A 21,712-nucleotide genomic window follows, 5' to 3' on the forward strand; every position below is an offset into this window, starting at 1 on the left:
TCCTGCCCGGGCCGGTAAATCGAGTGGCCGAGGTTGCGATGGCCTACGTCGCGAACCGACGAGTTGAAACGCCGCTTGCTCATCACCTGGTGGATGACCAACTTGCCGCGCTGACCACCAGGTCCGGATCGGCCGGGTCAGACTTCCCTACGTTGTTCTGCGGGACGTGGTGAGCCCTTCGTATGGTTCATCCACCCAGGGGCGTCGGGTGTGGCTTTCAAACTTCTGCCACTTGTGGCTTCCATCGATTGGCCGCCCGACGCCCCACGACGACTCGGCTGCCAATTAGGAATTGCGAATGATCGCTACGTAGGGAATCGACAGCGAGGTCGTCCGTGGGAGGCACCAGCAACACCACCGCACGGAGGCACCACATGGCCGCGATCTGGGCTGGCATCGACGCAGGCAAAGCCCACCATCACTGCGTCGCGATCGACGAGAGCGGCCGCCGGCTGCTGTCGCGACGCGTCGCTAACGACGAACCCGAACTGCTCGAACTCCTCGCCCTGGGGGACGAGGTGACCTGGGGCATCGACCTGGCCGACGGCGGAGCCGCCCTGGCCATCGCGCTCCTGGTCAACCGCGACCAGCCGGTCCACTACATCTCCGGCCGGGCCATCCACCGCGCTTCCGAGAGCTACCGCGGCGAGGGCAAGACCGACGCGAAGGACGCCGCCGTCATCGCCGACCAGGTCCGCGTCCGCCGCGATCTGCATCCGCTGCGGGCCGGCGACGACACCGTCATCGATCTCAAGATCCTCACCGGCCGCCGCATGGACCTGGTCGCCGACCGCACCCGCACCGTCAACCGCCTCCGTGCCCAGTTCACTGGCATCTTCCCCGGCCTGGAGCGGGCCCTGGACCTCACCAACACCGGCCCGCTCACCCTGCTGACCGGCTATCAGACCCCCGCGGCTATTCGCCGGATCGGCGTCAAGCGGCTGGAGACCTGGCTGCGCAACCGCCACGTCGTCCGCCCCGACCGGCTCGCCGAAACCGCTGTCCAGGCCGCCGAACGGCAGCACACGAGCCTGCCCGGCGAGAAGCTGGTCGCCACGTTGGTACACACGCTGGCGAAGGAAGTGATGAGCCTCAACCAGCAGGTCGCCGAGCTCGACAAGGCCATCGAGGCCCGGTTTCGCGACCACCACACCTTCGAGGTGATCACCAGCATGCCCGGCCTGGGCGTCATCCTCGGCGCCGAGTTCCTGGCAGCCACCGGCGGCGACATGACGGCGTTCGGCACCGCCGACCGCCTCGCCAGCTTCGGCGGCGTCGCCCCGGTGCCCCGCGATTCCGGGAAGCTGAGCGGGAACCTGCGCCGCCCGCAGCGATACAACCGCCGCCTCCAACGCGTCTTCTACACCTCGGCGTTGTTCAGCATCCGCCACTGCGAGGAATCCCGGCGCTTCTACGATCGCAAACGTGCTGAGGGCAAGCGTCATACCCAGGCCGTCCTGGCTCTCGCTCGCCGCCGCGTCAACGTCCTCTGGGCCCTTCTGCGCTATGAGCCAGCTCCGCCGGCAAGGGCTGCCGCATAGGAAGGGACGCGACACGCTGCGCGCGGCCAGTTGGCCTGACCGACCCCGTCAGACCAGGCAAAACTCGTTACCTTCCGGGTCTGCCATCACCACGTGATCCGGCCTGCCCTGCAACTCGTCCTCGCGGACCACGGTCGCGCCCGCAGCGGTCAACCGCTCCACCGCCTCGACCACGCGCGGCCAGCGCACCTCCCACGGGGTTTCACGGCCGCCACCAACTTGCACGTCGATATGCAGCCGGTTCTTCGCCACCTTCGGCTCCGGCACCTTCAGGAAGGACAAGGTAGGGCCCACGCCGTCCGGATCTGAGAGGTACGCCCCGTCATCCCACTCGTCCTCCGGAACCTCATGATGCGCGAACCACTCCTCCCAGCTCCCGAACCCTGCGGGCGCGGGCTTCTCCTCGTAGCCCAACGCCAGCGCCCAGAACGCGGCCAGTTTCCCCGGGTACGCGCAGTCGATCGTCAAGCTCCACTTGGTCGCCATGAGCCCTCCCCAGTCGGATGAACGGACTGTACCGCGCACCTCCGACACCTCCTGCCCGCTACCTCAAGCGTGCGCCGCGGCTTGACGAACGGCATTAGGAATCGATGTAGGCGACGACGACCACGGTGCGCAGGGCGGTGACGAAGTACAGGATGCGGACGGCTTCGATGTCGTCGGTGTACTGGTGCAGCTGCGGGCCGGAGGTGTTGCCGGGCAGCGGCTCGCCGGCGTCGGGGTCGACGGAGATGACGACCAAGGCGCGGTCCAGGGCGTGGAGTTCCGCTTCGCTGGTGATGTTCTCCAGCTGTTTGGCGGCAGCGGAGAAGGCGACGTGGGCACGGCGCTGGCCGTGCTGTGGGGCCGTCAGGCGACGGCCGGGCGCTGGGCTGTGAGCCGGGTGAGGTGTGCCTCGCGCAGTTCCTCCCATGGTGTGCAGTCCTCCACCGAGGGCAGGCCGTTGGTGGCGATGTCCTCGAGGACGGCGGCGAGTTGGTCGGCGTTCTCGCGGGTCTTGGCGGCGTAGGCGCGGACTGCGTCGGCGGCCGCGGGGTCCAGCTGCTGCCGGACGGCTCCGTCGGCGGGGGCCAGCTGCTCGGTTCATCGGGGCCTCCAGACGCGGGGTGGGGCGTGTGTCACCACGGTATCGCCGCGGGGTTTTGCGGGGGCTGGCTTGCGGCGTTCTGTCGGGGACGGCTGGCCGTGCCGGTGGAGCGGAGCAGTTCGATGGCCTCGTCCGGGCGTCCCTGCCGGATGAGGAGGTGGGCCAGTTCGCGGTGGTCGGTCCCGTCCGTGGATCCCCGGAGCATGGCAATAGCCTCGTCCGTCCGGCCCATCTTCTCCAGCACACTCGCCACATTGCAGGTCCGCAAGGAGCACACGTCGTCAACCATCGCCTGGGCCTGCGCCAATGCCTCCTCCAGCTGGCCCGCCTCTTCGAGCAGCCAGACGCGCCAGGGAATCAGGGTCTCCCGCTCCTCGGCGTCGGCCATTTGCATCCTGCAGTCGACCAGGCCCAGCGCGGCCTCGGCCCGGCCCTGGGAGACGAACATCTCCCCGAGGGAGGCCAGCAGCCAGTCGCAGGTCGGGTCGTCCAGCAGCGGCAGGGCGGCCTCGACCGCCTCCGCGACCCTCCCGTTCCGGGCGAGGACTTACACCAGGCTCCCGGCGGCGCGGTGCCGCCCGTCCGCAGCGCGGGGGCGCAGCAGTGCGACGGCCTCGTCCACCCGGCCGAGTTCGTCGAGCCGTGTGGCCAGTACGGACAGGGCGTGCTCACCTTGCGGCTCGGCCACGAAGGCCCGCAGTTCCGCCAGCCGGTCCTGGCGGACCAGCAGTTCGCCCAGCTCCTTGACCACGCCCACGTGCACCACGTGCTTGAAGTCCGCGTCGATGCGCGAGCGCAGCAGCACGGCGGCCTCGTCCGCGCAGCCCTGCCGTTCCAGCACCCGGCTCAGCTGGATGAGCGCCTCCCGATTCCCGCAGCACGTCTCGTTCTCGACCAGGGGCCGGAGCAGCGCGGCGACCTCCGCGTCCCGTCCGTGACCTTCCGTGGTCTCGACGAGCGCCCGCAGCAAAAACACCTCGTCCAGATCGGGACGGAGCAACTCGATGGCCTCGTCGACGCGTCCGTTCCGGGCCAGCAGACCGGCCAGCACTGGCCGCGCCACCCAATTACCGCCGTCCACCTGCGCCCGGACCAGCGCGATGGCCTCCGCCGCCCGCCCCAGCGCTTCCAGCACCCCGGCGGCCCCCTCAACGGCATCCCACCACCCCGTGTCCGCGTAGGGAGAGATGGCCTCCCAGGCCGCCTCCGGTTCCCCCCTGCGCAGCAGTTCCCCGACCGCCACCTTTGCGCAGAACCACTCCCCCTCACGAGCCGCGGCCACGAGCACGCCTAGGTGCCCCTGTTCGAGGAGGAACCGGGCGATGACGGGCGGTACCCCGTCGAGGCGCGAGGCCCGGCGTTCGAGGTCATCGGCGTTGATCATGGCGGCAGCCTAGGTCAAACGCCACTTCGGCCTGCCCAAGAAGGACCTTCTGCAACACCCTTCAGGGAAGTAGTCAACACGCCCGAACCCCTTGACCGTTCACCTCGATCGGGTTCAAGTAGGAGCCGGGTTCGTAATGCCACTGCTCACCCGCTTCAAGGGGGTGACAGCTGTTACGGATTTTCTAATCGTTCATAGTCATCTCCAATCAGACATCTCGCGCATCTTGGTGTTGTGAAGCTTTCGGAGTGGGCGCGTCAGCAGGGCGTGAGTTACCAGACTGCCTGGCGGTGGGTGAAGGACGGGAAGATGCCCGTGCCGGTTCGCCAGGCGCCGTCCGGGACGTGGCTGGTCGATGAGGTTGCCGTCCAGCCGTCCGGACGCGTGGTGGCGTACTGCCGCGTGTCGTCCGCCGACCAGAAGGTCGACCTGGATCGGCAGGTCGCGCGGGTGGTGTCCGGCGCGAACGGGCTGGGCCTGGCCGTCGCGGAAGTCGTGACCGAGGTCGGGTCGGGGCTGAACGGGCGCCGTCGCAAGCTGCACCGGCTCCTTGCCGACCCGGGTACGGCGGTGATCGTGGTCGAGCACCGTGACCGGCTGGCCCGGTTCGGCGTCGAGCACCTGGAGGCCGCGCTGTCGGCGTCCGGTCGGCGCCTGGTCGTCCTCGACCCCGCTGAGGCCGCCGATGACCTGGTGCGGGACATCACCGAGGTGCTGACCTCCCTGTGCGCCCGCCTGTATGGGCAGCGCGCGGCGAAGGACCGGGCCGCCCGCGCGGTGGCTGTGGTGACCGGCGAGGCCGCCGAGTGAAAGGTTCCAGCCGCAGTCCGGGTTCGTGGTGCAGGCGTACCGGTTCGCGCTGGACCCGAACGCCACCCAGGAGCACGCGCTGCGCTCGCACTGCGGTGCCGCCCGCGCGGCGTACAACTGGGCCGTCGGTTGGGTGAGCGCCTCGTGGTGGCAACGCCGCGCGGAGGAGTCCTACGGCGTCCCGGAGGCGGACCTGACCACGTGGCGGCCGTGGTCGCTGCCGACGCTGAGGAAGGCGTTCAACGCGGCCAAACACACCGACCCGCAGTTCGCCCCCTGGTGGGAGGAGAACTCCAAGGAGGCGTACAACACCGGCCTGGCCAACGCCGCGGCGGCGTTCGACAACTACACCAAGTCCAAGCAAGGCCGCCGTAAGGGCAAGCGGGTCGGGATACCCCGCTTCAAGTCGAAGCGGAAGGCGCGTCTGTCCTGCCGGTTCAGCACCGGCACGATCCGCGTCGACGCCGACGGACGTCACATCGCCCTGCCCCGCCTCGGCATACTCCGCACCCACGAACCCACCATCAAGCTCCTGGCCCGCGTCCAGGCCGGGACCGCGCGCATCCTGTCGGCGACCGTCCGCCACGAACGCGGACGCTGGTTCGTCGCCTTCCAGGTCGAGGTGAAGCAGGACATCCCCCGCGTCGCACGCCCCGACGTAGCGGTCGGCATCGACCTCGGGATCAAGACCCTGGCCGTCATGGCCGACAGCACCGGCGAGATCCGCACCGTCGCCAACCCCCGGTACCTAGACAGCGCCCTGAAACGGCTCCGCCGGGCCTCCCGCACGGTCTCCCGCCGCCACGGCCCCGACCGCCGCACCGGACAGAAGGCCTCCCGCAGGTGGGAGAAGGCCAACGCCCAGCGGAACAAGGTCCATCACCGGGTGGCGAACTTCCGCGAAGACGCGCTGCACAAACTCACCGCCACGGTCGCGGCCGAGTACGGCACCGTCGTGGTCGAGGACCTCAACGTCGCCGGCATGGTGAAGAACCGGCGCCTGGCCCGCCGGATCGCTGACGCCGGGTTCGGTGAGATCCGCCGTCAGCTCACCTACAAGACCCGCCGGCGCCACGCCACCCGCATCATCGCGGCCGACCGCTGGTTCCCTTCCTCCAAGACCTGCTCCGGGTGCGGCGCGGTGAAAGCCAAACCGCCGCTGCACGTCCGGACCTACGGATGCGACGCCTGCCACCTGGTCATCGGCCGGGACACCAACGCCGCCCGCAACCTCGCCGCCCTCGCCGCGGCAGCCTGCACGACTGGTACCGGAGTGGCCGGAGACCAGGACACCGCCCTGGCGGTGTCGAAGCCTCGTGGAGCCGACCAGAAGACCCGCGCCACCCGCCCCCGCCGTAAGACGGGGGCGGGGCGGGCAGGTGGCGCAACCCTGCCGCACCAGCAGCAGACAGAAACGGGAGACCGTCCTCAAGCCGAGCTCCTGACGCTCTGGTGATGTGACGGACCTTCCGGGCCGAAATACCCGGAATACTGAGACCTGACTACGGACTCAGTAACGGCGCTTGGTGTCTCTGCCTTGGGGAACATGGCCGACGACTCGTCAGGCTCGGGGACGTCGGGGAAGCGCGGCCCCTACGGCGCCTCTTGCGGCGTCGCGAACGTGCCCGGCCCAAGGATCCTCCGGCCTTTCCCGTCGGTCACGTCCTGGTACTCGACTTCCCCCAGGAGCGTCTGCTGTTCGACTCGCTCAGCGGGCAGGAGGCGCGGGCCCGGGTCGGTCGTCGGCGTGGTCCTGGTGGCGTTCGGGCCCGTGCCGAGTCGGCGTCGCGTGGTGCTCATGAGCGGAGTCTCTCCCGTAGGCGATGCCCAGCGCAGCGGCCCGCGGACTGCCGGGGTCTGGGATCAGGTCACCTGATCGTCTGGCTTGTTGCCGTCGGGATCTGCCGCCGTCGGGCAGCAGATCCCGGGACGCGTTACTGGGGTTGCGGTGCAACGCAGTTCGTGAAGGCGGAGCACCGCACTTGCGAGGCGGCGCTTTCAGCCTATTCGGTCTGTTCTGTTTGTGTGGGGATGGTCCAACGCAGCAGGGCGGTGGTGTCGCGCTGTTCCAGGGTGACTGGGTAGACCTGGTCCCAGGCTCGTTCACCGTGGTGGCGCATGGAGTGGTCGCCCTGGTCCCAGCCCAGGCCCAGGACCTGGCCTCCTTCGATCTCGATCTGCCCGGCGAGCAAGGGGTGGGTCTGCCCTGCCCGGTGGAGCAGGTGGAAGTGGGTGTGTGCGTCCACGGAGACCACCAAGCCGCTGAGGGGTCCTTCCGACAGCCGGTTCCGGAGCCGGCCGGCGAGTTCGCGGGCTTCGTGCAGGGGCAGGTCGAGCCACCCGTAGGGCCCCTGCCCGTCGTACTGGGGTGCCCGTTCGCCGCCGAAGCGGGCGTGGGCGTCGCCCTCGTGCTTCCCCCAGTACGTGACGTCGGCGAGTCCGTCGATCGACTCGCCTGACAGTCCGACGAACGAGTCGAGGGCCCGAGCGTCCCCGAGGACCATGCCGCACCGGTCGACCGGCAGGTCACCGAGCCGGATCGGCTCTTTGCCGCGGTTGCTCGGCCAGGGCAAGCCGAGATCGACTTCCAAGACCGTGACGACGGGCCCGTCGTACGACTCCGCCGTTGCAGCGCGCACCTTCAGCAACTGGTCAGCGGCGGCCGCCACCGCTACCGCTTCACAGGACCATCCGCTGCTCGGGCCGTCTGCAGGCTCGTGCAGGTGGCCGCCACCGTGCTCTGCTGCGGCCAGTGCCCGCATGGACAGTGGATCGCCGGTCTTGGACCAGTGGTCGATCCAGCCGGCCATCCCCAGGACCAGCACACCGGACGGCGCGGTGACGACTCCCAGGTCGACGAAGGTCTCGCTCACCCGCCGATTCAACCAGGTGGCAACCAGACAGCTCCAAGGGCCCTCACGGCGCGGCCGTACGGCGGATCACCGGCCTCTTCGTGATCCGACCCGGAGTCGCAAACCATCGCGCTCCACTCACAAACTACGGTGCTCCGTCGCAACTGGGGCCAGTGACCCGCAACTTGCTGCCGGTCTCTGCCGCCGCCTGCGCCCGGCACCGATGTGCCGACGGGACCGCGCGGCGGCCGCCGTGCGCAACACGCGACCCGGCCGCCCGATCCCCTCGCCCGCCACCCCCGCCCGCACCTCACACCCCCACGCCTCCCTTTTCCTGGTGTCGGGGGCGGGCCTGGGCAGCGTAGAGGGGATGTCAGTCCAGCCGGAGGCCCACGACCCCGCCTGCATCGTCACCGGCCGTCACCGAGATCCGGACCATACGCGGCCCAGCGCCCTGCGATCGACGCACTGGACCACCAGTCTTGTCGGCCGAAAGGCTGCCTCGCCTGTACCGCCGGCAGATCAAGGACCTGCCGGTGTCGTACTCCCCGAAGAAGCTCGGCTTCTGCCAGAAGTACTCGGTGCAGCGGTAGGACGGCCGGTCCTTGGCGGTTCTCGTACGGGCAGCCATGGGTCTCACCGTCGCGGGGGCCGGTGCCGGGGGGCGGCCGGGGAGGTGGTCCGTCCGGCGCGGCCTCCGGGCGGGTCGTCCTGTCCGGAATTGCCATTCTGGTGTCCCGGGGGCGCGGCCCGGGACGGCCCGGGCGGCGGTACGAGCCCGAAGTGGGCCCAGGCGGCGGGCATCGCGACCCGCCCCCGGGGCGTCCGGGCCAGCAGCCCCTCCCGGACCAGGAACGGCTCGGCGACCTCCTCCACCGTCTCCCGCTCCTCCCCCACGGCGACCGCGAGGGTGGACAGACCGACCGGTCCGCCACCGAACAGCTTCAGCAGGGCGTGCAGCACGGCCCGGTCCAAGCGGTCCAGGCCACGACCGTCGACCTCGTAGACCCCCAGGGCCGCGGACGCGATCTGGCGGGTGACCGCTCCGTCCGCGGTGACCTCGGCGTAGTCCCGCACCCGGCGCAGCAGCCGGTTGGCGATGCGGGGCGTGCCGCGGGAGCGGCCGGCGATCTCGGCGGCGCCCGCGGACTCGACCTCCACTTCCAGCAGCCGGGCGGAGCGGTGGATGACGCGCTCCAGTTCGGCCGGGTCGTAGAACTCCATGTGGGCGGTGAAGCCGAAGCGGTCGCGCAGCGGCGGGAGCAGCAGGCCGGCCCGGACGGTGGCGCCGACGAGGGTGAACGGCGGCAGCTCGAGGGACATGGCGGTCGCGTCGAGGCCGGTGCCGACGACGATGTCGACGCGGAAGTCCTCCATCGCCAGGTAGAGCATCTCCTCGGCGGGCCGGGACATCCGGTGGATCTCGTCGAGGAAGAGGACCTCGCCCCCGGTGAGCGAGGCCAGGACCGCCGCCAGGTCCCCGGGGCGCTGGATGGCGGGGCCGGAGGTGATGCGCAGCGGGGCTCCCATCTCCGCGGCGATGATCATCGCCAGGGTGGTCTTGCCGAGCCCCGGGGCACCGGAGAGCAGCACGTGGTCGGCGGTGGCGCTCCGCTGCCGAGCGGCCCTGAGGACGAGGTCGAGCTGCTCGCGGACCCGTACTTGGCCGATGAACCCGTCCAGGTCCTTGGGGCGCAACGCCGCCTCGGTGACCCGGTCCTCGCCGTCGGCGGCGGCCGCGACCGGCCGGTGGACCGGCTCCGCTGCAGTGGGCCGGCCGACGGCGGTCTTGCCCGGGGTCGGCGTCTCGTCCCGGGGCGTGGCGGCGCCGGGGAACATGGTGCCGCCCCGGTTCACCGGCGTTCGTCTCGCGCCGGAGTGAGGGAGCGGCCGGCTGGTCTTCACGGCCCGGCCGGGGTGCCGTCGTGGAGGACGCGGGGGGCCGACGAGGCCGGCCCGGTGGAGCGCCGGCCGGCCGCGGCCGAGTCGAACGGCACGGTGCCGGGTGCGGCCGCTCGGTTCGCCCTGTCCGCCCAGGGCTCCGCCGCCGGGGCCTCCGGCTTCGCCCCGATGCCCAGTTTCTCCCTGGTCTTCTTCTCGATCTCGTCGGTGGGGTCGGGGTGGTCCCTGAGGAAGGCGCGGGCGTTCTCCTTGCCCTGGCCGAGCCGGTCGCCCTCGTACGTGTACCAGGTGCCGGACTTGCGGACGAGGCCTTGCTGGACGCCCAGGTCGATCAGCTCGCCCTCGCGGCTGATGCCCCGGCCGTAGAGGATGTCGAACTCGGCCTGTCTGAACGGTGGGGCGACCTTGTTCTTGGCCACCTTGACGCGGGTGCGGTTGCCCACCGGCTCGGTGCCGTCCTTGAGGGTCTCGATCCGGCGGATGTCCAGGCGGACCGAGGCGTAGAACTTCAGGGCGCGGCCACCGGTCGTGGTCTCCGGCGAGCCGAAGACCACGCCAATCTTCTCGCGCAGCTGGTTGATGAAGATCATCGTGGTTCCGGAGTGGCTCAGCGCGCCGGAGATCTTCCGAAGCGCCTGGCTCATCAGCCGGGCCTGCAGGCCGACGTGCGGGTCGCCCATATCGCCCTCGATCTCCGCGCGCGGCACCAGCGCGGCGACGGAGTCGATGACGATGAGGCCCAGGGCGCCGGAGTGGATGAGGGTGTCGGCGATCTGCAGGGCCTGTTCGCCGTTGTCCGGCTGGCAGACCAGCAGGGTGTCGGTGTCGACGCCGAGCCGCTTGGCGTACTCGAGGTCGAGGCCGTACTCGGCGTCGATGAACGCCGCGGTCCTGCCTGCCTTCTGCGCGTTGGCCATGGCGTGCAGGGCCAGGGTCGTCTTGCCGGAGGACTCCGGGCCGTAGATCTCCACCACGCGGCCGCGCGGCAGGCCGCCGACACCGAGGGCGAGATCCAGGGCGATCGAGCCGGTGGGGATGACCTCGACGGGGACCCCCGGCTCATCGCTCAGGCGCATCACCGAGCCCGCGCCGAACTGTTTTTCGATCTGGGCGAGGGCGAGTTTGAGCGCTTCCTCGCGGTCCTGTTCCTTCATGGGGTCCGCCTCGGATGGGTGCGGTGTGTGGTCGCGGCCGGCGCACGGGTGCGCCGACCCGTCAGAAGGGCTCCGTCTCCTCGTGGGGGGCATGCTGTCCGCTCTCGGCGGGGACCGGCCGCTCGCCGCCGCCGGGCGGGGTGAACGGGTCCTCGGCGGGAGGACGGGGGCCGCCGCGGGAACCGGCGGGGACGGCGGTGTACGGGGTTTTGGTGATCGTCACGGCGGCGAACCGCAGCGACGGGCCGATCTCGTCGGCCTCCAGCTCGATGACGGTCCGCCTCTCGCCCTCCCGGGTCTCGTACGTCCGCTGGCGCAGCCGCCCCTGGACGATGACGCGGGTGCCGCGGGTCAGGGACTTGGCGGCGTGCTCCGCTTCCTGCCGCCAGACCGAGCAGCGCAGGAACAGCGTCTCGGCGTCCCGCCATTCGTTGCTCTGCCGGTCGAAGGTGCGGGGCGTGGACGCGACGGTGAGGTGCGCGACCGTGTCGCCGGACGGGGTGAGGCGCAGCTCGGGGTCGTCGGTCAGGTTGCCGACGACGGTGATGACGGTTTCACCGACCATGGCGGTTTTCCTCTCGTGCGACGGGTGGTTCCTCACCCATGCCGGTTCGAGTTCGACGGGCAGCCTCGTACCGGTGGTGAGGGTGGCCGGAGGGGAGGCTGCGCCGCTCCGGCCAGGTGTGAAGGGTGAGCTGGGCGGCGCGGGTCTCCAGGGGAGTCGCGGTGGCGAGGGGGGCAGGGCTCCGGTACGCGGCTTTTCCCCGAGTAGGGGCGATCACCGGGTTCACCTCGTTTCCCCCTCCTGCCTCGGCCCGGGCTCGGCGAGCCCGGCTGCGAGGAGCCGTGCCTGGTGGGCAGGGGCCCTCCTCAGCGGGATTCCGAGCCGGGGGACGGTGCAGGGACGGCCTGCGGCGGCCCCGCACCAGGGACAGGGCACGCGGAGGGACCGGACACGCGTGTCGCGCTTCGAGCCGGTGAGGTGGGAGGGCGGACTGCCCGGGACGGCGGGTGTGCGCCGAACTCGCTGTCCTGAGGCGATCGCGGTCACCAGCGCGAGGAGTTCCGCACGATAACGGCGCGGGTCGTCAGGGTCGCTGTCCGGGAGTGGCAGCGGGTTGCGGGCGAGCCGCTCCTCCCGGATCGCGCGCACCTCGGCGCGGATGTCGGCGGCGGCGATATCGGACCGCTGCCTGCCCAGCCGGATCACAGCCGCCTGTACATCGGCGACGTCCAGGTCGGCGAGCAGCAGGTGCCAGGCGTCCGTCGTGGTGTCTTCCAGGTGCATCGACGGGCACATCGCCGCGACCAGGGCGACGAGCTGGGCCGTCTCGGCTGGCAGCATGCGCTCTTCCCTTCCGCGGGGGAACGTCCCGGCTGACGCCGGTGCGCCGCTTCCCGCCGCATCCGCCGGCTGCTGGTACACGTACAGGACGGCCCCGCAGGCGCACCGCAGCCGCTTGTCGTCCTCGAACGTCCAGCGGCCACAATCGAGGTGACCGGTTTGGGAGACCAGGAACCACACCGTGTCGAGCGTGTCCCGGTCGGGGTGGGCGACGACAGCGGTCATGGATCCTCGCCACCCTCGAGGGGGAGCAGACGGCGCAGGTCGAGCGTGCCGATGTGCAAGGCGCGGGCGATCCGTTCCCGCCCGCCGGGCAGGGGACGCAGGCTGAACGACCGCGGTTCGGAGGCCGACAACACACCCAGCCCCGGGATCGCCTCGCCGGTGTACGGGTCGACGACCGGCTCGAGGCAGGTCAGCCGAGCGAGAAATTGCCGCTGCCAGCTGGGGCGCACCCGGACCAGCCTCTCCACCTCGCCGGGGTGGTTTTCGGCCACCCAGGCGGTGAAGGCCTCTTCGTCGGCGACCACGACCGTCGGTATGGGGTCGACGAGGGTGAGGGTGGCGACCGGTGTGTCGTCCGGCAGGGCCACCCGGACCGACTTCAGGTTCAGCTCGGCACGGGCCGCGCGCAGCCCCTCGAGAACCTCGTGGCGCTCGGTCTGGTACTCGGCGTCGACGGCGTCGCGCAGCACCCGGAGCACGGCGACCCGGGTGGCGTGCTCCTTGAGGCTCATGCGGACTTGTCCTTCCGCTCGGTCCCGTTCGCCCGCCTGGTCCCGGCCCCGGACTCGACGTCCTCGGCGACCCTGTTCTTCGCCGCCGCAATGCCGTGGCGCACTATCAGCTGGCCGAGCGTGTGGGTCTCCCCGGTGTCGTCCAGGACCGCGGCGCCGAGCAGGTTGTGCCGACGGACCTTCTCGTACAGGTCGCGCAGTTCCTCGTGGCTGGCGCCAGCCGCGGTGGCCGCCGTGACGTAGTCGGAAACGGAGGGGACGGGCTTGCCGGCCTCCAGCCAATCGAGGACGGCCTCGGCGAACTCCGGGCCCGGCCTGCGGAGCACCGTCCCGGACAGCGGCTTCGCCCGGGACTTGGAGATCACCAGGTTGTTCTCGTGGTCGAGATCGCCGACGATGTCGAATTCGTACTCGATGCCCTCCCGCTGCTCGGGCTTGAGCCCGATCTTGCGCGGCACCTTGCGGCCGCGCTCGTCGGCCTCCACGACGTACTCGGTCTTGGTGCGCATGGTGACGATGAGGTGACCGGGGTAGGCGAGCAGGGCGTCGATCATCGCCCGCTCCTGGGGGCGGGCCTCCTTCCAGCCGGCGAAGTTGCCGCCCGCCCCGAGGCGCTTGGCCGCGTTGTCGACCTGCTCCAGCATCCCGCCGGTGCCGGACCAGAAGTGACTCAGGGAATCGACGATCATGACGTCGTAGCCCTCGTGGGCGGCCACCGCGAGCGCGTCGACGAGGGTGGTGGGCTGGAACGTCGTGAGCGGGAGGGTGTCGAAGGCGAACTCGTCGGCGTACTTGGCGGCGCTGCCGTGCTCGGTGTCGATCAGGGCGACCCGCTCGCCGAGCCCGGCGGCGGCGACCAGGGCGGTGTAGGTCTTGCCCGACCCGGTGGGACCGGCGAGCGCGATGCGGGCCTTGGCCTGTTCCTTGGTGGCGGTGGTGAAGGTGAGGTTCACGCCGTTCTCCTGGCGTCTGCGACGGCGGTTCCGGGTGGGCCTGGCCGGCAGGGGACGCGGCCCTCGTCCGGCAGGACGTGCCCCCGCGTGGCCGTCGCTCGGATCGAATATGCATTCGAATTGCTGTCTGCACTCACACTAGGCGCCCCAGAAGTAACAATCCACCCTTTTTCGCAAGAAAAATACAGAAAAGGGGGAAATGTCGGCAGTGAGGCGTATAATACCTCCGCACACATGCGGACATCGGGCGCCTCCGGTCTCAGCCAACGTCAGCGGCCGGGCGTTCGCCCTCCCCCGCGGCCGGGTCCGTGGTGACGGCCAGGGGATGGGGACAAGGCGGCGGGGTGCCGCCCCAGGCCGGGCACAGCGCCCGATGGGGGCACCAGTCGCACAGCCGGCTCGGGCTCGGGAGCCAGTCGCCCGTCCGCGTCGCCCGCCCGATCGCATTCCACGCGGGCACGAATCGAGGTGGAGTCGGCCGAGACGTCCCAGTCGATCCCGCTGGCGGCATCGGCCTGGGCCTGCACTTGCTGGAGCATCCGCTCCCAGGTCCCGTCGGCTGACCAACGCCGATGGCGCTCATAGATCGTCTTCCACGGCCCGAAGCGTTCGGGCCGGTCCCGCCACTGCATCCCCGTCCGGACCCGGTACAGAATGCCGTTGACCACCTGACGGTGGTCGCGCCACCGCCCGCAGCGGTTGTCACCCACTGGCAGGAACGGCTCCAGACATCGCCACTCCGCCTCTGTCAGATCCCCCGACCACTCATACAAGGGCCAACGAGTCAGTGGACGGCATGGACACGGTCAGCACCGGCGATGCCACCACGCCAACTCCGGATCCGCCATGGGCTCATGGTGCGTTCGTCTGAGTAGGACCTCGTCCAGGCGCTCGACCTGCAAACGCAGTTCGGCGGCGGCCCTTGGCCGTAGCATGAACAGAGCCACTTGCAGCTTGTCCCGGGCCCAGCCCTCACCGCAGCACGGGCAGGCGAACTCGGCCTCCCACCGCTTCCACCGACGCTCGGTGCCGTGGACGCGGACCGACCACACGCTCAGCGCGACAGACACAATGCCCGGCGCCAGTCGATCCCGCTCGAGCACGCGGACGGCTGCATTCGCCGCCCCCGACAAGCCAGGGACATCGCGATAACGCACCCAGGGACTCCTCCAGCCACATTCCTGCGACCGAAGTGAAGCCGGCGTTCTACGCGGCACGGCCCCTTCGAATATCAACCATGGGCGGCATCCTCCCACAGCCAAGATCGGCCGGACAGAGCCTAGCGGCCGCACCTTCGACGATAGGCCCGAGCAAGGCACAGCAAGCGTTCCAGCGCGGACCGGCAGCCCTCGCGCAGTGGGCGGAGCGGGAGGGTCAGCGGGCCGTCCCGCGCGGTCACAGCGAACCGATCGCGGTCGACGGCGAGACGGAACCGGTGGCCGTCAAGCTGGGGGTGTGGGTCTCCAACACCAAAGCGAGGCGCGACAAACTCACCCTTGAACAGTTGGACGCACTGCGGGAGCCGGGGCTCGAATGGGCGTGAGCGGCCGTGGTCTGGCAGGATCCGCGGATGTCCGCTTCCCTGTACGAATCTCATGTGACGGTCCGCTGTGCCGACCCCGACGAGTGGGTGCGGCTGCAGCGGTGGGCGGCCTCGGGTGGTCTGAAGCTGACACATATCGTGCTGGCGCGCGGCCGGATGCGCGATCAGCCCATGCTCACGCTGTCCGGTTCCTCGTCGTACGTTGAGCAGGCCGAGCGAGTGCGGGAGGTCGTGGCGGGGCTTCGTGCGAACGGCTTCGAGCCGGTACGGGTGAAGACCGAGTCCACGCCGTGGGCCGCGGAGGTACCGGCTCGGCTCGGCGGGGACGACGAACGGTACTTCGAGCATCATGTGAAGCTGCTGCTCGACGTGGACACGGACCTGGCCGCGCTCGCTGCCCGGGTGGTGCCGCACGGCGCCCATCTGTCGTGGAACGCCTTGCGGGTGCGAGCCGGCGCGCGGCACGAGCGGTTCGTGACGCAGCGGTGCCGCGGGGTGGGCGCCGACGGGGCGGGGCGGGCGCTGGAGTGGTTGCTGACGGAGCTGGGCGGGTTCGTGGTGCTGGGCGTGGAGCGGGAGTTCGTGCTCCATGACAGTGACCTGTCCGTGGACGACGGTTGGATCGAGGAGCCTGTGGGGGTACGAACATGAGCAGGACGGCGTGGGACGGGTTCAGCTGGCGGAATACCGAGTTGCCCCGGGAACCACTGGACGAGGCCACCCGCAGGGCCGAGGATCTGCCGAAGACGCTGCAGTGGGTGCCGGGGGACGAGGTGGTGCAGCGTCCCGTCTTCGACCCGTCGCTGAAGCAGCACCGGAACGCCTACCGCGCGACCGACCCGCGGTTCGGAGATCCGGCACGCGGCGAGACGTGGCGGGCGGCCCGGCGCCGAGCCCTGCATCTGGTGCTGGACGCGATCGCCGCGTCGCAGTGGGTGGACGCGCTGGTGCTGAGGGGCAGCGTGCTGATGTCGGTGTGGTTCCCGGACGCCGCCCGCGAGCCCGGTGACCTGGACTTCGTCGTCGTCCCCCACACCTGGCGGATCGACGACGGCCGCACGGACCGGATGCTGCGCGGGATCGCCGCGGCGGCACAGACGCTGGCCGACGCCTGCGGAGGCGAGGTGGGAATCTCGGCGCGGGGCGCGGTGGTCGAGGACATCTGGACCTACGACCGGGTACCGGGCTGCCGCATGGTGCTGCCGTGGGTCTCGCCCGGGCTGCCGGGCGGCCATGTCCAGCTCGACTTCGTGTTCAACGAGCGGCTGCCCGAAGCGCCCGATCTGGCCGAGCTGCCAGGCGGCACGGTCGTGCAGGCGGCCACGCCTGAACTGTCCCTGGCCTGGAAGTTGATGTGGCTGGTCAACGACATGCACGCGCAGGGCAAGGATCTGTACGACGCCGTACTGCTGGCCGAGCGGCATCCGCTCCGCTACGAGCTGCTGCACGAGGTGTTCCGGCTGTCGGGCGAGTGGCCGTATCCGTACCGCGAGCAGATCCTGCTCGCGGACGTGACGAAGGCGGTCGAGTCCGTGGAGTGGAACCACTTCGTCACCGACTACCCACAATTCAGGGAAGCCGAACAAGAGTACGCGGACCGGCTGGTGCGGGCCGTGACGAAAACGTTCAAGGGAGCCGTCGGCTGATCCGGGCCTGGTGAAAACTCTGAGGTCCCGGGAGCAGCACTGACAGACTCGGGTGCGTGGGGCTTTCGAGCGGCTGGTGGATAGTCGCCTGCTCTGCCGGCACGCTCTCCGACCTGTCAGTCCAGCCGACCGGCCGCTGCGGCCCAAAGTCCGCACGTGGCACCCGTTCTCCCACGGACGGACCTAATCGATCTGGAACTCGACACAGAGCTCGCACCCGTACCGGGATACGCCCGGCCCGTCTGGAACGCTGGTTTGCCGGGCCGCCGGACACCCCTGGACAGGCCTGCCGGACACGCGTACGAGCTGGACGGCCGGCACATCACCGACGGACCGGGCCTCTGCCTGGCACTCGGCGAGGCCGCCAACGGGCCGGGCGGCTACTTCGGCGGCTGCCTGGACGCCCTCGTGGACTGTCTGCGCGGCAACTTCGGCTACACCGCCCCCGCAACCCTGCTCTGGCGGGACGCCGCGACCACGCGCGAGCACCTGTCCCGCCTCCTGACACCGGAGGACGAGCAGTACGACCTGGTCGCCCTGGTGCTCGAAGTCCTGACCGAGGGCGGGATGCACGTCACCTTCACGTGAACCGGCATCCCACCGTGCCACCGCAGCAATGCCCCGATGCCGCTGCCGACCCGTCTGGCCACGTACGCGCCTGATCGCACGAGCGGCGTCGTGCACAGGTGCCGACGGAGGGATCAGTCAGCGGCGGACAGCTGTACCACCAGTGACCGCACCCGTCGGAGCAGAGCCGCGTCCCATCGAACAAGCGGCGCTTCGCCGCGGAGTCGAGGTCAGTGGAACCAGGCAACGAGTCGCACATTGTCTGCTCCGTGGAGTTCGCCGAGTGTCCGCATCACGCTCCAGACCGGCCCCCAGTGGGTTTTGTCTCCGGCGACCGATTCTCGGCTTCGCGTGCCAGAACTGTCTGCCTCCTGCCAGTCGGTGGAGGCAAGCTCGGCCCAGGTGATCCATGTTGTGCCGTGGACGTCAGGAGGTCCGCCGTACGCGGCGTACTCGGTCTGCAGACCCTCGGACGCGTCGCTCGGAAAGCCGCGGCCTTCGGCCAGAGGGCGGAAGCCGAAGGAGTTCCGGATACCGAAGAGGCAGGCGAGGGCGTCGTAGGCGTTGCCGTTGTTGAGCAGGAAGAGGTCGATGGCAGCGTGCCACACGGAGTCCTCGTCGTCGGAGCCCCAGAGGCGGGCACCTGGTCGACACTCGATCATCCCGCTGACTTCGGTAGACATGCGGGCATGCTGCCCGCACGGCCCATGAGTCGGCACCTGCTTTTCCTCTGACACGCCTCGCCATCAGTTCCAGCGGCCGTCTCGGACGCTCGTGCGGTGAGCCCTGATGAGTCGGTGATCGCTCCTCGACGATCACAGACCACCATGGTTCTGTCGGCCGTCCCAGACGCCCGACATCACCAGTTCAATCTCAGTAGATAAACTTTCGTGCCCAGGCCGCCACGAGAGCGTCCAAGTGCGTGATCGTCGGGCTCGGACCGGCCAGGTGCCCCTTTCCTGGTTCCGGCCGAATGCCGGTGAGCCCGGCAGACAGTGGAGTCCACCGAGACGATCCATCCCACATCGTCACCTGCATCCGCCACAGCGAGAAGCACCGTGAGAATTCGTTCCCAGGTACCGTCCGCCGCCCATGTGATCAGGCGCTTGTGCGCTGTCCGGAAGGACCCGAGCTTCTCTGGCAGGTCCCTCCAGGGCGCGCAGGTTCGGTACTTCCCGGCGATGACTTCCAGGATCCGCCGGGGGTCGGCCCACCGTCGACCACGAATCGGATCAGCCGGCATCAGCGGCTCGATCCGATCCCACATCGCATCAGTAATCACCGACCATACGGACATATCCGATCAACTGGCCAGCCCGTCAGAGAGACATGCTCTAGCTGCTCCGTCCGTTCAGTTCCGCTGCAGCACCCGGTTCAGCCCCGTAGCCACCGTCGTGGCGAGCAGCCACCCGGCGGTGACCAGGGCGACGACGGCCCAGCGTAGGGCGCCGTGCGGGGCGTACGCGGTCTGCTGGCCGAAGTCGACGACGGGGATCAGCACGTCAAGGGTGTAGATGGCTGGCTGGAATCCCGGGGGCGTGCCGTCGCCGGACGGGGCGGGTGGGTCGGCGGCGAAGAGGGTGGTGCCCGCGGCGAAGAGGGCCGTCAGCAGCCAGATCGCGCGCTGAGGCCGGTACCCGTAGCCCACGGTGGCGTCCTGCAGCACGCCCCATGCGCGGGCCGGGCGGGAGAGCGTGCGGCGGAGCCTACGCTGGCGGGCGAGGAGGACGATGCGGGCGTCGGCGTCCCGGCCATGCTGCCTGTAGTGCGCGCCCAGTTGCTCGTAGGGACCCGGGACGAAGCCGCCCGGGTCGTGGTCGAGCCAGGGCAGACGGTCACGGGCGGGGAGGACCGGCTGGACGCCGTCGTAGGCGAAGCCTTCGAGGACGAGGGTCCGGGGCCAGGTCGCCGGGTCGTCGCGGAGCACGCCCACTCGGCTGTGGCTAAGGTCGACGGTGCCCTCCGGGGCCTCGCTAAAACTCAGCACCAGCTCCGCGGCTGTGGACCGGCGGCAGGTGAGGGCTCGCCTTTCGGCGGGGGTGTCAATGCGCGCGCCCCGGAAACAGAGCCGGGCGCGGATCGTGACGCCGCCGACGGCCACCCGGCCGTGCGCGGTGAACCCGTTGCAGCAATTGAACTCGGCGCCCACCTCGGCCCCGTGAGCCCGCAGCGCAGTGTCTGTGGTGTCCTCGCCGACCGGGGCGGTAAGGTCAGCGCCCTCGAAGAGGATCGAGCCGCCGACCCGCGCGTCGCAGAGGTCGACGGTGCCGCGGGAGACGAAGCCGCCGCGGAAGTTGAGGTTGCCGCCGACATGCAGTCGGTCAGCCTTGAGTGCGTCGCCGCACGGGTTGTCCAGCCGGGCCCGCTTCAGGGTGACGGTGCCGCGAACCGAGGTGTCGCGCAGTTCGAGGCAGCCGCGCACGGTGAGCCCGCGGCTGGCCTGGATATCGCCGCCGACGGTTGCGCAAAGAAGTTGCAGCGCGGGTTCGCCCCGGCTCTGGCCAGTGCCGGTAAGGGTGGCGTCCTCCAAGTGCACGGAACCGCCGATGGAAGCGCCGTAGAGGTTGATGGGGCCCTCTGAGGTAAAGCCCCCGTCGAGGTAGAGGCCGCCGCCCACGTGGAGTTCGGGTGCCTGGAGGTGGACGCCGGGTCCGCAGAGATGGGCGCCGCGGAAGCCGACGGTGTTCCGGACCTGGGAGCTGTTCAGGTACACCGGGCCGGTGCAGGTGGTGCCGTTGGCGGAGAAGTCCCCCTCCACGGAGAGGGATTCGGCGTCCAGCGCCGGGCCGTCCGCCGGCGCGGTGAGCACGGAGCGGTCGAGGGCGAGTCCGGCGCCAACGGTCGAGGAGCGCAGGGTGACGGTGCCGTCGATCCGGCAGTCGAGGAGCGTGCACTCGCGGTCGAACCGGGCACCTGCTGCTCCGAGTCCGGGCAGGTCGCAGTCGCGTAGCTCCAGAGCACCGAAGCGTGCACCGTCGAGCCGGGGCGCCTTGTCCAGTACGCAGCGATGGAGCCGTACCGCGCACGCGATGTCGGCTTCGGCGAGGTCCAGCGTGCCGGTGACACGGGCGCCGCGTAGCCGGAGCCTGGCCAGGTGCCCGGGAACCGGCGGCGGGGGCGCGAGCAGCACCCGGCGCAGCACCCCTGCGTCCACCTCGGGCACGTCGTCGCACCACTCGCCGCGCCGGTACGCCTCCCAGACCCTGAGCGCGTGCGGTCCCCAGCCCTCCGGTGCGTCCCCGTCCAGCGGGTGCCCATCCGTCGTCATCAGCCCTCCCCTCGCTCCATACGGCCCTCCCCGGCCGCGGAGCACAGCATGGTTACCCATGGGGTGGCCTGGCCAAGCAGGCACGGGAGCAAGGGAGTTGAAGGCGGACGGGAGGGCGGCGTCGGCACGCGCGCTCGGTGTTCGGGGAACACCCCCGCGCCCGCAACGACGCCAGAAAAGCAACCGCCTCGCTCTGCAGATCAAACGAACCGGCGTCGACCACCACCCACCGCACCACACCAGTCACCCGAGAAACAGCACGCTCCGCCACAAAATCGGCATCCGCGTAACAAACACAACCACCACCCACAACGGCGCGCACCGCACGCCGGCCAGCACCATCCCCGCAGGCGGCAACCCAAACAAACATCCTGCATCCATGACACTCCCCCGGATAAAGGGCCTGCGCAGCCACGATGAGCGTCTGGTCGAGCAGCTCGCCTCCCGCGCCCTCACCAGCGGACAGCGCAAGATCCACGTCCAGCGCGATGAGGACGGGCAGATCGTCGGGGCCGGCGGCAAGGGCAACGGCGAGGACCAGGAGCAGGACAACACCGACGCCGCTGCCGAGTCGGCCCTGCTCCACTTCTCCAGCCCGCGCGACGCGGCGACCATCGCGGCCTTCCTGCGCACCCGGGTCTACCGGCCGGAATCGCTGGTATGGCTTGAGGGGTACCAGGCCCTGCTCCGCCGGTGGACCCAAAACGAGATCACCGGCGTCTACGCCGTCCCCTACGACGTCGAGGTCGAAGTGGGGGTCACGAAGGACTTTCCGCTTGGCCGGTGGGTCCACCAGCAATGGAGCCCTGGGGGACAGGCAGTACGAGGCGCACGTCCACTTCATAGACGACCCGGCCTGGGCAGGAGCGACCGTGACGAGGCGCTGAATGCGATCCGCGCCGACGAGAACCTGGCCGTTGTCT

20 protein-coding genes and 5 pseudogenes are annotated in these 21,712 nt (G+C 70.1%); 8 read left to right on the forward strand and 17 right to left on the reverse strand.

The window, feature by feature from the left end:
* Window positions 1-374: 374 nt before the first annotated feature.
* Window positions 375-1,541 carry an IS110 family transposase gene (locus ACFYW9_RS27665; protein WP_389155603.1) on the forward strand — a complete coding sequence of 389 codons (1,167 nt, stop codon included), beginning with the start codon at window positions 375-377 and terminating at the stop codon, window positions 1,539-1,541.
* Between the two features lie 48 nt (window positions 1,542-1,589).
* Here ACFYW9_RS27665 and ACFYW9_RS27670 read toward each other — a convergent pair whose 3' ends face one another.
* The 5 genes from ACFYW9_RS27670 to ACFYW9_RS27690 all read right to left on the reverse strand — a co-directional run bounded on the left by ACFYW9_RS27670 (window position 1,590) and on the right by ACFYW9_RS27690 (window position 4,012).
* Window positions 1,590-2,027: a VOC family protein gene (locus ACFYW9_RS27670; protein ID WP_351871624.1), complete on the reverse strand. Its 438-nt coding sequence runs from the start codon at window positions 2,025-2,027 to the stop codon at window positions 1,590-1,592.
* A 94-nt stretch (window positions 2,028-2,121) separates the two neighbouring features.
* Window positions 2,122-2,454: a hypothetical protein gene (locus ACFYW9_RS27675; protein WP_389155606.1), complete on the reverse strand. Its 333-nt coding sequence runs from the start codon at window positions 2,452-2,454 to the stop codon at window positions 2,122-2,124.
* Window positions 2,391-2,615 (reverse strand): hypothetical protein, encoded by a 225-nt coding sequence (locus ACFYW9_RS27680; RefSeq protein ID WP_389155843.1) that lies wholly within the window; start codon window positions 2,613-2,615, stop codon window positions 2,391-2,393. Before ACFYW9_RS27680 ends, ACFYW9_RS27675 begins: the two co-directional genes overlap by 64 nt.
* Window positions 2,616-2,659: 44 nt before the next feature.
* A complete protein-coding gene (locus ACFYW9_RS27685; RefSeq protein WP_389155609.1) occupies window positions 2,660-3,076 on the reverse strand; it encodes a hypothetical protein in 417 nt (138 codons plus the stop codon).
* A gap of 99 nt (window positions 3,077-3,175) precedes the next feature.
* Entirely contained in the window at window positions 3,176-4,012 is an 837-nt protein-coding gene (locus ACFYW9_RS27690; RefSeq protein ID WP_389155612.1) for a hypothetical protein, read from the reverse strand.
* A 234-nt stretch (window positions 4,013-4,246) separates the two neighbouring features.
* Between ACFYW9_RS27690 and ACFYW9_RS27695 the strand changes: the two genes are divergently transcribed.
* Together ACFYW9_RS27695 and tnpB are read left to right on the forward strand one after the other, a co-directional pair.
* On the forward strand, window positions 4,247-4,822 hold the full coding sequence (locus ACFYW9_RS27695) for an IS607 family transposase (protein WP_389155615.1): 576 nt from the start codon (window positions 4,247-4,249) through the stop codon (window positions 4,820-4,822).
* Between the two features lie 25 nt (window positions 4,823-4,847).
* Complete coding sequence (gene tnpB / locus ACFYW9_RS27700) at window positions 4,848-6,278, forward strand: IS607 family element RNA-guided endonuclease TnpB (protein WP_389155618.1); 1,431 nt, start codon at window positions 4,848-4,850, stop codon at window positions 6,276-6,278.
* A gap of 137 nt (window positions 6,279-6,415) precedes the next feature.
* On the opposite strand, the gene ACFYW9_RS27705 is transcribed toward tnpB, so the two are convergent.
* The 9 genes and pseudogenes from ACFYW9_RS27705 to ACFYW9_RS27745 form a co-directional block, all read right to left on the reverse strand.
* On the reverse strand, window positions 6,416-6,622 hold the full coding sequence (locus tag ACFYW9_RS27705; RefSeq protein ID WP_389155621.1) for a hypothetical protein: 207 nt from the start codon (window positions 6,620-6,622) through the stop codon (window positions 6,416-6,418).
* 203 nt (window positions 6,623-6,825) lie between these two features.
* Window positions 6,826-7,695, reverse strand: coding sequence for a hypothetical protein (locus ACFYW9_RS27710; protein ID WP_389155624.1), 870 nt, complete (start codon window positions 7,693-7,695; stop codon window positions 6,826-6,828).
* A gap of 615 nt (window positions 7,696-8,310) precedes the next feature.
* On the reverse strand, window positions 8,311-9,513 hold the full coding sequence (gene ruvB, locus ACFYW9_RS27715; RefSeq protein WP_389155627.1) for a Holliday junction branch migration DNA helicase RuvB: 1,203 nt from the start codon (window positions 9,511-9,513) through the stop codon (window positions 8,311-8,313).
* A gap of 62 nt (window positions 9,514-9,575) precedes the next feature.
* A complete protein-coding gene (gene recA, locus ACFYW9_RS27720; protein WP_389155630.1) occupies window positions 9,576-10,730 on the reverse strand; it encodes a recombinase RecA in 1,155 nt (384 codons plus the stop codon).
* A 61-nt stretch (window positions 10,731-10,791) separates the two neighbouring features.
* Entirely contained in the window at window positions 10,792-11,295 is a 504-nt protein-coding gene (locus tag ACFYW9_RS27725) for a single-stranded DNA-binding protein (RefSeq protein ID WP_389155633.1), read from the reverse strand.
* Window positions 11,296-11,517: 222 nt separating this feature from the next.
* On the reverse strand, window positions 11,518-12,300 hold the full coding sequence (locus tag ACFYW9_RS27730; RefSeq protein ID WP_389155636.1) for a hypothetical protein: 783 nt from the start codon (window positions 12,298-12,300) through the stop codon (window positions 11,518-11,520).
* Window positions 12,297-12,812 carry a hypothetical protein gene (locus ACFYW9_RS27735; RefSeq protein ID WP_389155639.1) on the reverse strand — a complete coding sequence of 172 codons (516 nt, stop codon included), beginning with the start codon at window positions 12,810-12,812 and terminating at the stop codon, window positions 12,297-12,299. Before ACFYW9_RS27735 ends, ACFYW9_RS27730 begins: the two co-directional genes overlap by 4 nt.
* A complete protein-coding gene (locus ACFYW9_RS27740; protein WP_389155642.1) occupies window positions 12,809-13,765 on the reverse strand; it encodes an ATP-binding protein in 957 nt (318 codons plus the stop codon). The genes ACFYW9_RS27735 and ACFYW9_RS27740 overlap by 4 nt, the downstream gene beginning before the upstream one ends.
* A gap of 455 nt (window positions 13,766-14,220) precedes the next feature.
* A pseudogene (locus tag ACFYW9_RS27745) lies at window positions 14,221-14,538 on the reverse strand (IS5 family transposase); the annotation flags it as partial.
* 524 nt (window positions 14,539-15,062) lie between these two features.
* On the opposite strand from ACFYW9_RS27745, the pseudogene ACFYW9_RS27750 reads away from it, so the two are divergent.
* The 4 genes and pseudogenes from ACFYW9_RS27750 to ACFYW9_RS27765 all read left to right on the forward strand — a co-directional run.
* A pseudogene (locus ACFYW9_RS27750) lies at window positions 15,063-15,308 on the forward strand (helicase associated domain-containing protein); the annotation flags it as partial.
* 27 nt (window positions 15,309-15,335) lie between these two features.
* Window positions 15,336-15,959 carry a hypothetical protein gene (locus ACFYW9_RS27755; protein ID WP_389155645.1) on the forward strand — a complete coding sequence of 208 codons (624 nt, stop codon included), beginning with the start codon at window positions 15,336-15,338 and terminating at the stop codon, window positions 15,957-15,959.
* Window positions 15,956-16,954: a nucleotidyl transferase AbiEii/AbiGii toxin family protein gene (locus ACFYW9_RS27760; protein WP_389155648.1), complete on the forward strand. Its 999-nt coding sequence runs from the start codon at window positions 15,956-15,958 to the stop codon at window positions 16,952-16,954. The genes ACFYW9_RS27755 and ACFYW9_RS27760 overlap by 4 nt, the downstream gene beginning before the upstream one ends.
* A gap of 127 nt (window positions 16,955-17,081) precedes the next feature.
* Window positions 17,082-17,542, forward strand: a pseudogene (locus ACFYW9_RS27765) (barstar family protein); the annotation flags it as partial.
* 209 nt (window positions 17,543-17,751) lie between these two features.
* On the opposite strand, the gene ACFYW9_RS27770 reads toward ACFYW9_RS27765, so the two are convergent.
* The 3 genes and pseudogenes from ACFYW9_RS27770 to ACFYW9_RS27780 all read right to left on the reverse strand — a co-directional run bounded on the left by ACFYW9_RS27770 (window position 17,752) and on the right by ACFYW9_RS27780 (window position 20,789).
* Window positions 17,752-18,204 carry a hypothetical protein gene (locus tag ACFYW9_RS27770; protein WP_389155651.1) on the reverse strand — a complete coding sequence of 151 codons (453 nt, stop codon included), beginning with the start codon at window positions 18,202-18,204 and terminating at the stop codon, window positions 17,752-17,754.
* Between the two features lie 194 nt (window positions 18,205-18,398).
* Window positions 18,399-18,818, reverse strand: a pseudogene (locus ACFYW9_RS27775) (IS5 family transposase); the annotation flags it as partial.
* Between the two features lie 54 nt (window positions 18,819-18,872).
* On the reverse strand, window positions 18,873-20,789 hold the full coding sequence (locus tag ACFYW9_RS27780; protein ID WP_389155654.1) for a hypothetical protein: 1,917 nt from the start codon (window positions 20,787-20,789) through the stop codon (window positions 18,873-18,875).
* Window positions 20,790-21,186: 397 nt separating this feature from the next.
* Here ACFYW9_RS27780 and ACFYW9_RS27785 point away from each other — a divergent pair.
* A pseudogene (locus ACFYW9_RS27785) lies at window positions 21,187-21,588 on the forward strand (helicase associated domain-containing protein); the annotation flags it as partial.
* Window positions 21,589-21,712 lie beyond the last annotated feature (124 nt).

Origin of the sequence: Streptomyces sp. NPDC002698, assembly GCF_042888945.1 — a bacterium.
Classification (GTDB): domain Bacteria; phylum Actinomycetota; class Actinomycetes; order Streptomycetales; family Streptomycetaceae; genus Streptomyces.